13 protein-coding genes, 1 tRNA gene and 1 pseudogene are annotated in these 13,012 nt (G+C 71.2%); 7 read left to right on the top strand and 8 right to left on the bottom strand.

Annotated elements, in window-relative coordinates:
* Nucleotides 1–2 precede the first annotated feature (2 nt).
* The 4 genes from BLT44_RS14635 to BLT44_RS14650 form a co-directional block, all read right to left on the bottom strand.
* Nucleotides 3–1,472 (bottom strand): hypothetical protein, encoded by a 1,470-nt coding sequence (locus BLT44_RS14635; RefSeq protein WP_143026176.1) that lies wholly within the window; start codon nucleotides 1,470–1,472, stop codon nucleotides 3–5.
* The gene (locus BLT44_RS14640) at nucleotides 1,462–2,208 is read right to left on the bottom strand and encodes a TIGR03943 family putative permease subunit (protein ID WP_010156592.1); all 747 of its coding nucleotides are present in this window, start codon (nucleotides 2,206–2,208) and stop codon (nucleotides 1,462–1,464) included. The genes BLT44_RS14635 and BLT44_RS14640 overlap by 11 nt, the downstream gene beginning before the upstream one ends.
* Entirely contained in the window at nucleotides 2,198–3,202 is a 1,005-nt protein-coding gene (locus tag BLT44_RS14645; protein ID WP_010156593.1) for a permease, read from the bottom strand. The genes BLT44_RS14640 and BLT44_RS14645 overlap by 11 nt, the downstream gene beginning before the upstream one ends.
* Before the next feature lie 192 nt (nucleotides 3,203–3,394).
* A complete protein-coding gene (locus BLT44_RS14650; protein ID WP_010156594.1) occupies nucleotides 3,395–3,802 on the bottom strand; it encodes a Fur family transcriptional regulator in 408 nt (135 codons plus the stop codon).
* 216 nt (nucleotides 3,803–4,018) lie between these two features.
* Here BLT44_RS14650 and BLT44_RS14655 point away from each other — a divergent pair, with 216 nt between their 5' ends.
* The 3 genes from BLT44_RS14655 (at nucleotide 4,019) to gap (ending at nucleotide 6,621) form a co-directional block, all read left to right on the top strand.
* Entirely contained in the window at nucleotides 4,019–4,507 is a 489-nt protein-coding gene (locus tag BLT44_RS14655) for a type III secretion system chaperone family protein (protein WP_010156595.1), read from the top strand.
* A 13-nt stretch (nucleotides 4,508–4,520) separates the two neighbouring features.
* On the top strand, nucleotides 4,521–5,462 hold the full coding sequence (locus BLT44_RS14660) for a GlxA family transcriptional regulator (RefSeq protein WP_010156596.1): 942 nt from the start codon (nucleotides 4,521–4,523) through the stop codon (nucleotides 5,460–5,462).
* Nucleotides 5,463–5,622: 160 nt separating this feature from the next.
* Complete coding sequence (gene gap, locus BLT44_RS14665) at nucleotides 5,623–6,621, top strand: type I glyceraldehyde-3-phosphate dehydrogenase (RefSeq protein WP_010156597.1); 999 nt, start codon at nucleotides 5,623–5,625, stop codon at nucleotides 6,619–6,621.
* Between the two features lie 73 nt (nucleotides 6,622–6,694).
* Here gap and BLT44_RS14670 read toward each other — a convergent pair whose 3' ends face one another.
* From BLT44_RS14670 to BLT44_RS14685, 4 genes are all read right to left on the bottom strand, one after another.
* Nucleotides 6,695–7,114: a DUF3054 domain-containing protein gene (locus BLT44_RS14670; RefSeq protein ID WP_010156598.1), complete on the bottom strand. Its 420-nt coding sequence runs from the start codon at nucleotides 7,112–7,114 to the stop codon at nucleotides 6,695–6,697.
* The gene (locus BLT44_RS14675) at nucleotides 7,111–7,920 is read right to left on the bottom strand and encodes an inositol monophosphatase family protein (protein WP_010156599.1); all 810 of its coding nucleotides are present in this window, start codon (nucleotides 7,918–7,920) and stop codon (nucleotides 7,111–7,113) included. The genes BLT44_RS14670 and BLT44_RS14675 overlap by 4 nt, the downstream gene beginning before the upstream one ends.
* A 75-nt stretch (nucleotides 7,921–7,995) precedes the next feature.
* Nucleotides 7,996–8,068 (bottom strand) — tRNA-Lys (locus tag BLT44_RS14680).
* Between the two features lie 140 nt (nucleotides 8,069–8,208).
* A complete protein-coding gene (locus tag BLT44_RS14685; protein ID WP_010156600.1) occupies nucleotides 8,209–8,418 on the bottom strand; it encodes a hypothetical protein in 210 nt (69 codons plus the stop codon).
* A 139-nt stretch (nucleotides 8,419–8,557) separates the two neighbouring features.
* On the opposite strand from BLT44_RS14685, the gene BLT44_RS14690 reads away from it, so the two are divergent.
* The 4 genes and pseudogenes from BLT44_RS14690 to ilvN all read left to right on the top strand — a co-directional run bounded on the left by BLT44_RS14690 (nucleotide 8,558) and on the right by ilvN (nucleotide 13,004).
* A complete protein-coding gene (locus BLT44_RS14690) occupies nucleotides 8,558–8,797 on the top strand; it encodes a hypothetical protein (protein ID WP_010156601.1) in 240 nt (79 codons plus the stop codon).
* 122 nt (nucleotides 8,798–8,919) lie between these two features.
* Nucleotides 8,920–10,614, top strand: coding sequence for a dihydroxy-acid dehydratase (gene ilvD / locus BLT44_RS14695; protein WP_010156602.1), 1,695 nt, complete (start codon nucleotides 8,920–8,922; stop codon nucleotides 10,612–10,614).
* A gap of 21 nt (nucleotides 10,615–10,635) precedes the next feature.
* Nucleotides 10,636–12,492 (top strand): annotated as a pseudogene (locus tag BLT44_RS14700) (acetolactate synthase large subunit); the annotation flags it as partial.
* Between the two features lie 2 nt (nucleotides 12,493–12,494).
* On the top strand, nucleotides 12,495–13,004 hold the full coding sequence (gene ilvN / locus BLT44_RS14705) for an acetolactate synthase small subunit (RefSeq protein WP_029608254.1): 510 nt from the start codon (nucleotides 12,495–12,497) through the stop codon (nucleotides 13,002–13,004).
* Nucleotides 13,005–13,012: the final 8 nt, after the last annotated feature.

A 13,012-nucleotide genomic window follows, 5' to 3' on the forward strand; every position in this document is an offset into this window, starting at 1 on the left:
GACTACCCGCACCAGTCGCTGAGCCCGCCGATCGCGGACCGCACGGTCGCGCCCGAGTCGAGGCGCACGTAGTTCGTCGTGGTCTGCGCGTACCCGGGGGCCGACGCGGCACCATCGGCAGCGCCCCCGTCCGAGATGGTCTCGACGGCCGCGAACTCGGCGTTCGGCGAGAGGCAGACGCGGCCGATGCGCGTGGACGCCGCGGCCGGTGCGAAGACGCTGCGCGTCTCGCCGTCGCGCTCCACGAGCACGGAGCCGCCGGCGACGAGGGAGCCGTCGCCGAGCGCCGAGCCCGCCGACCGGGGGTCGACGCCGTCGGCGACGGGCGGCGGCTCGCCCGGCGTCGAGGCCGCTCGCGCCAGCACGGCGTCGGGGGCGGCCGCGAGCACGGCGCGATCGTCGGCGCCGGCGGGCTGCACCATCGGGGTGCGCTCGGGCTCCGCATCGAGCGTTCCCGTGACGATCCCGCCGAGGTCAACGAGCGACGGGCCCGCCGCATCCGCAACCGCGAGCGCGGTGGTGCCCGGGACGAAGCCGAGCAGGTCTCCCGAGAGACCTAGGTCGAAGACGCGCGGCTCGGGCACCGACTCCCAGCCGAAGAGCCGGCCGTCGGGGCTCTGCAGCACGAGCGAGGTCGTACCCGGCACGAAGCGCCAGTCCCGCACGGGTACGGGCGACCCATCGGCTCCGGTCACGATCGACACGATGGCGGTCGCGGGGTCGATCACGAGCAGCGTGCGATCGTACTCCGTGCCGTCGTCGCCGGCGCCCGAGGCGACGACCCCGATCACGCCGCTGCGCGCCTCGCTGCGGAGCTGCCCGAGGTGCGGCGCCGTCATCACGCGGAACGGGTCGGGATCGGCGAAGGTCGCAGCGGATCCGCCGTCCGTCGTCGCCGCATGGACGTCGAGCGCCGCCCGGCCCGTCTCGTCTCGCAGCACGGTCGCGAGCCCGTCGCCCGTGATCGCGTACTCTTCGATGCGGGGCGCCGCGAAGACCTCGCGGGTGGCAGCGGGATCCTGCAGACGGTGCTCCAGCAGTCGGTCGCCGCCCGGGGAGCGGCTCAGCGTGTAGGTCGCCGGGTCGGGTGTGCGCACCGGCGCCGAGACCACGTCGCTGCTTCCGGTCGCGGCTCCGCTCACCCGCGCCTCGATGCGGTACTCGGCGCCGGTGTCGAGCATCTCGAGGAAGCGGACGGTGAGCGAGCTGCCGTCGGAGGAGACGTCGATCGGCGTCTCGGGCCGCACGCTCACGGCGGCGGCGTCGACGTCGGCGATCGGCTGGCTGAAGTGCAGTTGCACGCGCTGGTCGGTGCGCGAGACGAGCAGCGCCGTATCGGCGTCGACGCCCGCGAGGCGGGGCGGCTGCACGAGGTTGGCGACGGCGAGGCCCGCGGCGAGCAGGCCGAGGATCGCGAATACCGCGATGCGCGACACCAGGGCGCGCCGTGCAGCTCTCGGCTCAGTAGACATACGGGTCTTCCGGTTCGTCGATGGCGGTGACGGCGAAGGGGCGCAGCACCACGGGCTGGTCGCTCGTCACGTCGGGGTTCGCGACGAAGACGCCCTCGACCTCGACCCAGGATCCCTCGGGGTGCTCGCCCGCCCAGCCGGGCGCGAGCACCGGCACGCCGAGCGGTTGGGCGTCGACCGCGCAGCAGGAGACGACGAAGCGGGCGGCGGTGAAGAGATCTGGCTCCCCGCCGGGCGAGGGGAGCACGAACCCGATGAAGCGCGCCGTGCGGCCCTCGGCCTCCGCGCCGCCGCCCTGCCGCAGCAGCATCGCCCAGTCATGGGCGTCGCGGTCGGCATCCGCTCCCGCTGCGGGAGCGTCGCCCGCCGGGCCCGATCCCGCGTTCACCTGCCGCTGCTGAGCAGTCGCGACGGAGAGCGTGGTCGGCGGGGCCACGAGCAGGGCGGCGGCGGTCGCGCCGACGAGCAGCACCGCCCCGGCGAGGGAGAGCGCGCGCCTCAGCGGACGGGGTGCGCTCCCGTCGTGCGCATCCGACCGCTCAGCGCGGCGCAGGGCGGGAACCGCCGCGCACAGCGCGATCGCGGCGATCGCGCAGAGCGACACGGTGAACCAGAAGTATCTCGGGTGCACGTACCAGCCGAGGCGCCCCGTCGCGGCGAGCCAGAGGATCGCGGCGATCCCGAGCCCGCTCAGGATGATCCCGCGCCAGTACCGGTCGAAGCGCTCACGCCACAAGGTTCAGCCCCCATCCGATGACGAGGCAGCAGAGGGCCACGAGGCCGGTGAGCAGCGCGAGCGCGCGGGCGGTGAAGGTGGTGCGCAGCAGGGCGAGCATCTTGACGTCCATCATCGCCCCGAAGAGGAGGAAGGCCACGATGCTGCCCGGCAGGAAGGTCGCGCTGAGCGAGAGGATGAAGAAGGCGTCGACGCTCGAGCAGATCGAGATGATGAACGCGAGCAGCATGAGCGCGAGCACGGACCAGAGCGGATGCGACCCGAGCGCGAGGAGAAGGTCGCGCGGCGCACCCACCTGGATCGCTCCGGCCAGCGCAGACCCGATCACGAGGGCGGGCATCAGGGCGCTGGTCTCCTCCGCGATTCCGACGAGGCTCCGCTGCATCCGGCTCTGACGCGCGTGCTCGTGACCGTGCGCGCACTGGGCGCGGAAGCCGTCGGCGAGCAGCGCGGACTGCTGCGCGGAGCGGCTGAGGAGCCAGCCCGCGAGGTTCGCGATCACGAATCCGCCGATGATGCGCGCTGCGAGAATCCCATCGCTCCACCCGAACGCGTGGTACGTGGTGACGATGGTCACCGGGTTGAGCACCGGGGCGGCGAGCAGGAAGGTCGCGGCCTCGGAGACGGTGAAGCCCCGCAGCATGAGCCCGCGCGCGAGCGGAACGTTGCCGCACTCGCAGACGGGGAGGAGCACGCCGGTGACCGACAGCACCGCGCGCCGCAGCGCCGCGTTGCGGGGCAGCACGCGATCGATGACCGACTGGGGCACCCAGACCTGCACGACCGTGGAGAGCAGGATGCCGAGGAAGACGAACGGCAGCGACTCGATGAAGACGCTCAGCGACAGCGCGACGAAGTCGGCGAGCGCCTCGGGCAGTGCGAGCGCGTCGCTCGCGCCATCGGTGAGCGCCCGCACGCCGATCGCGGCGACGAGCGCCAGGGCGGCGGAGCCGGCGAGCACGAGCGCGCGCGAGCGGTGCACCACCGCCGCCATACCGCCTCCGATCCGAACCGGGTCGGAGCTCCGAGCCGATTCCGCATGGCGCGATCGGGGGAGGTTCGATCGGCGCCGCCGATAATCGTTCTCAGTATAGAAGCGGCGAAGGTCGCCCGGCCGAGAGGCGGGTGCGTGTCGCCGCGCCGCGCGATCGGGAGCAACGGCAGACGACGCCCGCGACGCGCATCGTCAGCGGGCGGGCGACGCGCTGCGGCACGCCGAGCAGATGCCGAAGACCTCGAGCGTGTGCGAATGCACGTCGAACCCGTGCGTGCGCGCCACCGAGGTGAACCACGCCTCGTCGGGCGGCTCGATCTCGATGGTGGTGCCGCAGCTCGTGCAGACCATGTGGTGGTGATGCGTCTGCGGATCCTCGCAGGCGCGGTACAGCTGACCATCGGGGGTGGAGATCGCGTCGGCCTCCCGGTTCTCGACCAGCGCGTTCAGCTGACGGTACACCGTCGCGATCCCGATCTTCGAGCCGTCGTCCGAGAGTCGCCGGTGCAGCTCCTGGGCCGAGATGAAGCCGGCCATCGATTCGAGTGCGGTGCGCACCGCCGCGCCCTGCGCGGTACGCCGGGTGCGAGTGGATGTCACGGTGGGTCTCCCAGGGTCGAGGGTCGCCTCCGATGCTAGCAGCGGAGCGCCGCCCCGAGTTCTCCTGCCGGCGAACGCCCGGGAGCGGGGGCGGAGGCCAGCGGCTGCGGCGAGGCTCGACGCCCCGCGCCTGGGCACCTGTGCGCCCCTGCGCCGCGCTTCCGCGAACGCGGCGGGGCGGATACGCTGGTCGGAGGAACGGGAAGGGGCGGTCGCGTGGGGTTGTTCAGTGAAAGCGCCGCTCCGATCGCCGGCGGCGATGCCCGTCTCCAGCCGCTGAGGCAGCAGCGTCTCGAGGTCGTACTCGACGAGCTGGGCTGGACGTACACGGTCGACGACGCGGGCGACGCCCGCGGCGGCTGGGAATCGGGATCGTTCTTCTTCCTCGTCGACGACGAGGCCGAGCCGTTGCTCTGCGTGCGCGGCTACTGGGGCGGGCGGCTCGGCGAAGCGGAGTACCTCGGCGCACTCGAGCTCTGCAACCTCTGGAACGCCGACCGGCTCTGGCCGAAGACGTTCGTCGGGCGCGACGACGACGGGTCGATCCGTCTGAACGGCGAGCACACCGTCGATTACGCCGCGGGCGTCACCGACGCCCAGCTCGCCCAGCACCTGCGCTGCGCCGTCGGCACGACGCTGGCGTTCTTCGCGGAGGCGGGCGACGCCTTCCCGGAGGCGCGGGTGCGAGCGCAGGCGCCGCGCTGAGTAGGCTGGGCGCATGAAACGCGTCGCCGTCGTCGTGCTCGAGGGCGCGAAGCCGATGGACGTCGGCATTCCCGCGCAGGTGTTCACCCACCGCGCCAGCATGCCCTACTCGGTCGACGTGTGCGGCATCAGGCCCGGTCTGATCGCCGGAGGCGACGGGCTCTCGTACCACGTGGAGCACGGGCTGGAGGCGCTCGACGAGGCCGATCTCGTCTTCGTCCCGGGATACCGGTTCCCCGACCGCGACGCGGCGCCGCGAGTGCTCACGGAGGCCCTCGGCCGCGCGCACGCCCGCGGGGCCATTCTCGCGGCGATCTCGACCGGCGCCTTCGCGCTGGCCGCCACGGGGCTGCTCGACGGCAGGCGGGCGACGACGCACTGGCACTACGCCCGGCGTCTCGCCGAGCGGTTCCCCGAGGTGCAGGTCGACGACCGGGTGCTGTTCGTCGACGAGGGCGCCGTGCTCACCTCGGCGGGCGCCGCCTCCGGAATCGACCTGTGCCTGCACCTGCTGCGCCGCGAGTCGGGCATGGCCGTGGCCAATCACGCCGCTCGCCGCCTCGTCGCCGCGCCCTATCGCAGCGGCGGTCAGGCGCAGTACCTGCCGCACAGCGTGCCGGAGTCGACGGGGGAGCGGTTCACCCAGACCCGCGAGTGGGCGCTGCGCCACCTCGGCGAGCCGCTGACCATCGCCCGGCTCGCGGAGCACGCGCGCGTCTCGGAGCGCACCTTCTCCCGGCGCTTCCTCGATGAGACCGGGTACACCCCGATGCAGTGGGTGATGCGCGCCCGCGTGGATCGCGCGCGCGAGCTGCTGGAGGAGACGGATCTCGGCATCGACACCATCTCGGCGGCCGTGGGGCTGGGATCGGCGACGAACCTGCGCCGGCACTTCAGGCAGGTGCTCGGCACGGCGCCGACGGCGTATCGGCGCACGTTCTCGCAGTCGTCGTAGCGCCCGGTCCGAGCGCCCCGAGCGGTGCGGTTCCGCCCGATCCGACGCTGGCGGTTTCCGTTCGAATGATGGCAATGCGGCCACTGGCGTGCGGGCGCGCGAGGGGCCACTCTGGAATGAGTCCACACTGCACCCCACCTCGAAGGAGATCGAAGAGCCCATGACCCGTCGGGTAGCCATCAACGGATTCGGACGCATCGGCCGGGGCGTACTGCGCGTCCTGCTGCAGGAGCGGAACGACCTCGAGGTCGTCGCGATCAACGACCTCACCGACGCGCCCACGCTGGCGCACCTGCTCTCCCGCGACTCGCTCTACGGCAAGCTCGAGCAGCCGGTGAGCGTCGACGGCACGACGCTCGTCGTCGGCGACCGCCGCATCGAGATCCTCGGCGAGCGCGATCCCGCGAACCTGCCCTGGGCGGAGCTCGGCGTCGACGTCGTGCTCGAATCGACCGGCCTCTTCACGAAGGCGGAGGACGCGCAGAAGCACATCGACGCCGGCGCGAAGCGCGTGCTCATCAGCGCCCCGGGCAAGGGCGCGGATCTGACCCTGGTGGTCGGCGTGAACGACGACCTCTACGACCCCGAGCAGCACCGCATCGTGTCGAACGCCTCGTGCACGACCAACGCGCTCGCGCCGCTCGCGAAGGTGCTCGACGACCTCGCCGGCATCGAGTGGGGCACCATGATGACGGTGCACGCCTACACGGCCGACCAGCGCCTGCAGGACGCACCGCACTCCGACCTGCGCCGCGCCCGCGCCGCAGCCCTGAACATCGTGCCGACGTCGACCGGCGCGGCGACCGCGATCGGCCTCGTGCTGCCGCAGCTCGACGGCAAGCTCGTCGGCGGATCCCTCCGCGTGCCCGTGCCCGTCGGCTCGATCGTCGAGCTCACCGCGGTGGTCTCCCGCGAAGTCACCCGCGACGAGGTGCTCGCCGCCTACCGCGCCGCCGCCGACGGCCCGCTCGACGGCGTGCTCGAGTACTCCGAGGAGCCGCTCGTCTCATCGGACATCGTGGGCAACCCGCACAGCTCCATCTTCGACTCCGAGCTGACGTACGTCGACGGCAAGCACGTCAAGGTCACCGCCTGGTACGACAACGAATGGGGCTTCTCGAACCGCGCGGCGCAGGTGCTCGGCACGCTCGCCGCGTAGCCCGGAGCGCGCACAGCAATAGCGGCCCCGCCCGATCCGATCGGGCGGGGCCGCTATTGCTTCCGCTGCTGCGTCAGCGGGAGGCGCGAGCGCGGAGCCTCAGCACCAGGGCGGCGATCGCCCGCCATCCGACCAGGAAGACGCCGAGCGTCACCGCCGTGACGACGATGAACGACGGCGCCGTGCCCGCGCCGGTTGCCGCGCGCAGGAGCATGCCGATGACCACCGCCCCGGCCCAGACGGGGAGCCCGGTGCGCACGATCGCCAGCGGCCGCCTGACGGCGAGCACGGCGAGCCACGCGATCCCCAGCCCCGCGAGGAACGGCCACGCCGTTCCCAGCAGGCCGAGCAGCGTCTCGGCGCGCGCGTGGCTGCTCCGCCCGATGCCGGCGAACAGGAGCACGAACACGACGTCGATCGCGAGCGCGATGGCGACGGCGCGGCCCGAAGCGGAGGCGCCGCTGCGGTCTCTGCGGCCGGTCGCCGCGCTCACCGGTCCGCCTCCGCGCGCGAGCGCTCGATCACGTGGAGCACCGCGTCGTGCACCCGCCCGTTCGTCGCGAGCGAGCTTCCGTTCCAGGCGCTCTCGGCACCGTCGATGTCGGTGAACCGCCCGCCCGCCTCGCGCACGATCGGCACGAGCGCGGCGAGATCGTACGGCTTCACGTCGAACTCGGCGACGATGTCGACGAGGCCCTCCGCCAGCAGCATGTACGACCACATGTCGCCGTAGGCGCGATCCCGCCAGACCGCCCGCGAGAGATCGATGAGCGGCCGCAGATACCCCGCCAGATCCCATTGCTCGATGCTCTGGAAGCTCAGCGAGGCGTGCTCGAGGTCGGAGACCGCCGAGACGCGCAGGCGACGGGCCTCCGTCCCCTGCTGCCGACCCCACGCACCCGCACCGGTCTCGGCCCACCACCGGGCGCCGAACGCCGGCGCCGAGACGACGCCGACCGTCGGGCTCCCGTCGACCTCGAGTGCGATGAGGGTCGCCCAGTTCGGCACGCCGCGGAGGAAGTTGGACGTGCCGTCGATGGGATCGATGATCCATCGCCGCGCGCCCCGGTCCTCCCGCCCCGACTCCTCGCCGAGGAACCCGTCGTGCGGGCGCTCGGCGGCGATGCGCTCGCGCAGTGCGCGCTCGACCGCCGTATCCGCATCGGTGACGAAGGTGCGATCCGGCTTCGTGTCGATCGCGAGATCGGCGGCGCGGAAGCGGGGCAGCGAGATCGCATCGGCCAGATCCGCGAGTTCGAGGGCCAGCGAGAGATCGGGCGAGGGGAGCGCTCGGGTCATGGACACACCTTCCGTGAGCGGAAACCGGGCGGATACGCGAAAAGCCCGGTATCAGATACCGGGCTTCTCGAACTGTGCGCCCTCACGGGCTCGAACCGTGGACCCGCTGATTAAGAGTCAGCTGCTCTACCAACTGAGCTAAAGGCGCATATCGCTGTTCCGAGGCCTTGCCTCGCTGAGCAACGGATGAAACTCTAACACGTTCGCGGGGGAGCCCTCAAATCGAGGGCGGTATCCCGCGCGCGTCGCCCGAGCCTCCGCCGTTCGGGGCCCGAGCGGCGCGTCCGCTCAGCGCAGCTTCCTGCGCTCCTGCTCCTGCTCGTCTTGCTCCTGCATCGAGACGGTGGCGATGGCGAGGGCCAGACCGGCGAGCCAGGCGCCCCAGACCAGATACCGCCGCCAGTCCTTGCGCATCGAACCGGTGCGCCGCGCGGTGCTCAGCGCTCCGAACGCGGCGCCGATCACTCCGGGATTGGTGACGTACTTGCCAATGGACACGGTGCCTCCCAGCGGTCGATGATGATGACCGTTTCAGCCTAGCGGGAGGGTCTGCGGCGGGGAGGGGGTTGCGGTAGCCTGGCACCGACAGGCTTCGCGCAGGCGAGGTCGCGGAACGGATGATGAAGGAGAAGCCGGCATGGCGAAGCAGGAGACGGGCGCGCTGTTCGAGGAGAGCTCCCAGGGGGCGGTCAGTGCGGTCACGGCGATCGTGTTCCTGGTGTCGATCGTGCTGGTGCTGGGCGGGTTCGTCGTCATGAGCTACGGCGTGAACCCGGAGCTCGGCCCCGCCGAGGTGTGGACCTTCGCCGGCGGCCTCGCCGCGACCACGCTGGGCTTCGCGCTGCCCTTCTCGCTGCTGCCGCTCACGGGCAAGTAGGGCGCGCACCGCGGAGGCGGGGCCGGGGGAGTCGCTCCTCCGGCCCCGCTCGCGCGTTCGGCCGGTCGTCGTGCGGCTCCGCACGCCGTTCTGCGCATGCGGCAGCCCCTAGAATGGCGGTTATGGCAGAGATCGACATGAAGCCGCGCAGCCGCGACGTCACCGATGGAATCGAGAAGGCCGCGGCCCGGGGCATGCTCCGCGCGGTCGGCATGGGCGACGCCGACTGGGACAAGCCCCAGATCGGCATCGCGAGCTCCTGGAACGAGATCACTCCCTGCAACCTGAGCCTCGACCGGCTCGCGCAGGGGGCGAAGGAGGGCGTGCACTCGGGCGGCGGGTACCCGCTGCAGTTCGGCACGATCTCCGTCTCCGACGGCATCTCGATGGGCCACGAGGGCATGCACTTCTCGCTCGTCTCCCGCGAGGTCATCGCCGACTCCGTGGAGACCGTGATGATGGCGGAGCGCCTCGACGGCTCCGTGCTGCTCGCGGGCTGCGACAAATCGCTGCCCGGCATGCTCATGGCCGCTGCCCGCCTCGACCTCGCATCCGTCTTCCTCTACGCGGGATCGATCGCCCCGGGCTGGGTCAAGCTCACCGACGGCACCGAGAAGGAGGTCACGATCATCGACGCCTTCGAGGCGGTCGGCGCGTGCAAGGCCGGAACGATGAGCGAGGAGGACCTGAAGCGCATCGAGTGCGCGATCGCACCCGGCGAGGGCGCGTGCGGCGGCATGTACACGGCGAACACGATGGCCTCCATCGCCGAGGCGCTCGGCATGAGCCTGCCGGGATCGGCGGCTCCGCCCAGCGCCGATCGACGCCGCGACTACTTCGCGCACCGCTCCGGAGAGGCCGTGGTCAACATGCTGCGCCTCGGCATCACCGCGCGCGACATCCTGACGAAGCACGCGTTCGAGAACGCCATCACGCTGCTCATGGCATACGGCGGGTCGACGAACGCGGTGCTCCACCTCCTGGCGATCGCCCGCGAGGCCGAGGTCGATCTCACGCTCGAGGACTTCGACCGCATCGGCTCGAAGGTGCCGCACCTCGCCGACATGAAGCCGTTCGGCAAGTTCGTGATGGCCGACATCGACCGCCACGGCGGCGTGCCGGTCGTGCTCAAGGCGCTGCTCGACGCGGGCCTGCTGCACGGCGACGCGCTCACCGTGACCGGCAAGACGATGGCGGAGAACCTCGCCGAGCTCGATCCCGACCCCATCGACGGCACGGTGATCCACCACCTCGACGACCCGATCCACGCCACCGGCGGCCTGTCGATCCTGCACGGATCGCTCGCCCCCGAGGGCGCCGTGGTGAAGACGGCCGGCTTCGACGCCGAGCTGTTCGAGGGCCCGGCCCGCGTCTTCGACCGGGAGCGCGCGGCCATGGACGCGCTCACCGAGGGGCGCATCGGCAAGGGCGACATCGTCGTGATCCGGTACGAGGGGCCGAAGGGCGGCCCCGGCATGCGCGAGATGCTCGCGATCACCGCCGCCATCAAGGGCGCGGGACTCGGCAAAGATGTACTACTATTGACGGACGGACGATTCTCAGGCGGCACAACCGGCCTGTGCATCGGCCACATTGCACCGGAGGCGACGGACGGCGGTCCGATCGCCCTGGTCCGCGACGGAGACCTGATTCGGGTCGATATCGCCGCACGAACGCTCGATCTGCTGGTAGACCCCTCTGAGCTCGAGGCCCGACGAGAAAACTGGGCCCCGCTTCCCCCGCGGTACACGCGCGGCGTGCTGGCGAAGTACGCGAAGCTCGTCAAGTCGGCGTCACACGGCGCCGTCACCGGCTGAGCCGGAAGACGCGCGCACGGCACGCCGTCGGCCGAACACGGCCGCGTTCCGCGATATCACCTCCGATCACGAAAGCTGGACATGAACTCGGAATCGAGTGCACTCCCATCACCACACGCGGCTCGGCGCGGCGAGCGGATGACCGGCGCGCAGGCCGTCGTCCGCAGCCTCGAGGCGCTCGGCGTGACCGACGTCTTCGGGCTGCCCGGCGGCGCGGTGCTGCCGCTCTACGACGCTCTGATGGACGCCCAGAAGCTCCGCCACGTGCTCGTGCGGCACGAGCAGGGCGGCGGCCACGCCGCCGAGGGCTTCGCCACGGCTAGCAACACCGTCGGCGTCTGCATCGCCACGTCGGGGCCCGGCGCGACGAACCTCGTCACCGCCATCGCCGACGCCTACATGGACTCCGTGCCGCTGCTCGCGATCACCGGGCAGGTCTACTCGCACCTCATGGGCACAGATGCGTTCCAGGAGGCCGACATCGTGGGCATCACGATGCCCATCACCAAGCACTCCTTCCTCGTGAAGCGCGCGGAGGACGTGCCCGAGGCCATCGCGGCGGCGTACTACCTCGCGTCGACCGGTCGACCCGGCCCCGTGCTCGTCGACATCACGAAGGACGCCCAGGAGGCGGAGTTCGACTTCGTCTGGGGCGAGCGAGCCGACCTGGCCGGGTACCGTCCCATCACGAAGGCCAACAGCAAGCAGATCCAGGCCGCGGCCGATCTGATCGCCGACGCCAAGCGCCCCGTGTTCTACGTGGGCGGCGGAGTGGTGCGCGCCGGAGCCGCCGAGGAGCTGCTGCAGCTCGTCGAGCTCGTGGGCGCGCCCGTCGTCACCACGCTCACCGCGCGCGGCGTCTTCCCCGACTCGCACGCGCAGCACCTCGGCATGCCGGGCATGCACGGCACCGTGCCCGCGGTGCTCGCCCTCCAGGAGGCCGACCTGCTGATCACCCTCGGCGCGCGCTTCGATGATCGCGTCACCGGCAAGGCGGCGCTGTTCGCCCCGCACGCGAAGGTGATCCACGCCGACATCGATCCCGCCGAGATCGGCAAGATCCGTGCCGCCGACGTGCCGATCGTGGGTGATGCCGCCGAGGTGATCGCCGACCTGATCGCCGCGATGTCGACCGCGCAGGTCAGCCGCGAGTGCGCGAACATCAGCCCGTGGTGGGAGCGGCTGCGCGGGCTGCAGCAGAAGTTCCCCCTCGGGCACCAGCCGACGAGCGACGGGCTCCTCTCCCCGCAGCAGGTCATCCAGCGCATCGGCGAGCTCACCGGGCCGGAGGGCGTCTACGCCGCCGGCGTCGGCCAGCACCAGATGTGGGCCGCGCAGTTCATCTCGTACGAACGCCCCGGATCCTGGCTGAACTCGGGCGGCGCGGGCACGATGGGCTACGCCGTGCCCGCGGCGATGGGCGCCAAGGTGGCGGAGCCCGACCGCGTCGTCTGGGCCATCGACGGCGACGGCTGCTTCCAGATGACCAATCAGGAGCTCGCGACCTGCGTGGTGAACAACATCCCCATCAAGGTCGCCGTCATCAACAACTCCTCGCTCGGCATGGTGCGTCAGTGGCAGACGCTGATCTACAACGGCCGGTACTCGAACACCGAGCTCAACACGGGGCACGGATCGCAGCGCGTTCCCGACTTCGTGAAGCTCGGAGAGGCCTACGGCTGCCTCGCCATCCGCGTCGAGCGCGAGGATCAGATCGACGAGGCGATCCAGCTCGCCCTCGCCACCAACGATCGCCCCGTCGTCATCGACTTCGTCGTGAGCGCGGACGCGATGGTCTGGCCGATGGTGCGGCAGGGCACCTCGAACAGCGACATCCAATACGCACTCGAACACAGCCCCGAGTGGGAGGCAGAGTAACCATGAGCCGTCGCGTGCTGAGCCTCCTCGTCGAGGACAAGCCGGGTCTGCTGACCCGCGTCGCCGGGCTGTTCGCCCGCCGCAGTTTCAACATCGAATCGCTCGCGGTCGGCCCGACCGAGATGCGCGGCCTCTCGCGCATCACCGTCGTCGTCGATCAGGACGACGTGCTGCTCGAGCAGGTCACGAAACAGCTCAACAAGCTCGTCAACGTCATCAAGATCGTCGAGCTGGACGGCGCCGCCTCGGTGCAGCGCGAGCACGTGCTCATCAAGGTGCGCGCCGACAACCAGTCGCGATCCCACGTGCTCGAGGCGGTCACCCTGTTCCGCGCACGCGTCGTCGACGTCGTGCCCGACGCCCTCACCATCGAGGTGACGGGCGACCGCGGCAAGATCGACGCCTTCCTGAAGGTGCTCGAGCCCTACGGCATCAAGGAGATCGCGCAGTCCGGCCTCATCGCCATGGGACGCGGGTCGAAGTCGATCACCGAGCGCGTCTTCAAGAACTAGCGGAGCGC

The sequence above is a fragment of the Leucobacter chromiiresistens genome (assembly GCF_900102345.1).
In the GTDB taxonomy this organism is placed as follows: Bacteria; Actinomycetota; Actinomycetes; order Actinomycetales; family Microbacteriaceae; genus Leucobacter; species Leucobacter chromiiresistens.

Coding starts and splice junctions, on each gene's coding strand:
- BLT44_RS14635 (WP_143026176.1), bottom strand. CDS start 1,472: ATGTCTACTGAGCCGAGAGCTGCACGGCGCGCCCTGGTGTCGCGCATC.
- BLT44_RS14645 (WP_010156593.1), bottom strand. CDS start 3,202: ATGGCGGCGGTGGTGCACCGCTCGCGCGCGCTCGTGCTCGCCGGCTCC.
- BLT44_RS14660 (WP_010156596.1), top strand. CDS start 4,521: ATGAAACGCGTCGCCGTCGTCGTGCTCGAGGGCGCGAAGCCGATGGAC.
- gap (WP_010156597.1), top strand. CDS start 5,623: ATGACCCGTCGGGTAGCCATCAACGGATTCGGACGCATCGGCCGGGGC.
- BLT44_RS14675 (WP_010156599.1), bottom strand. CDS start 7,920: ATGACCCGAGCGCTCCCCTCGCCCGATCTCTCGCTGGCCCTCGAACTC.
- BLT44_RS14690 (WP_010156601.1), top strand. CDS start 8,558: ATGGCGAAGCAGGAGACGGGCGCGCTGTTCGAGGAGAGCTCCCAGGGG.
- ilvD (WP_010156602.1), top strand. CDS start 8,920: ATGGCAGAGATCGACATGAAGCCGCGCAGCCGCGACGTCACCGATGGA.
- ilvN (WP_029608254.1), top strand. CDS start 12,495: ATGAGCCGTCGCGTGCTGAGCCTCCTCGTCGAGGACAAGCCGGGTCTG.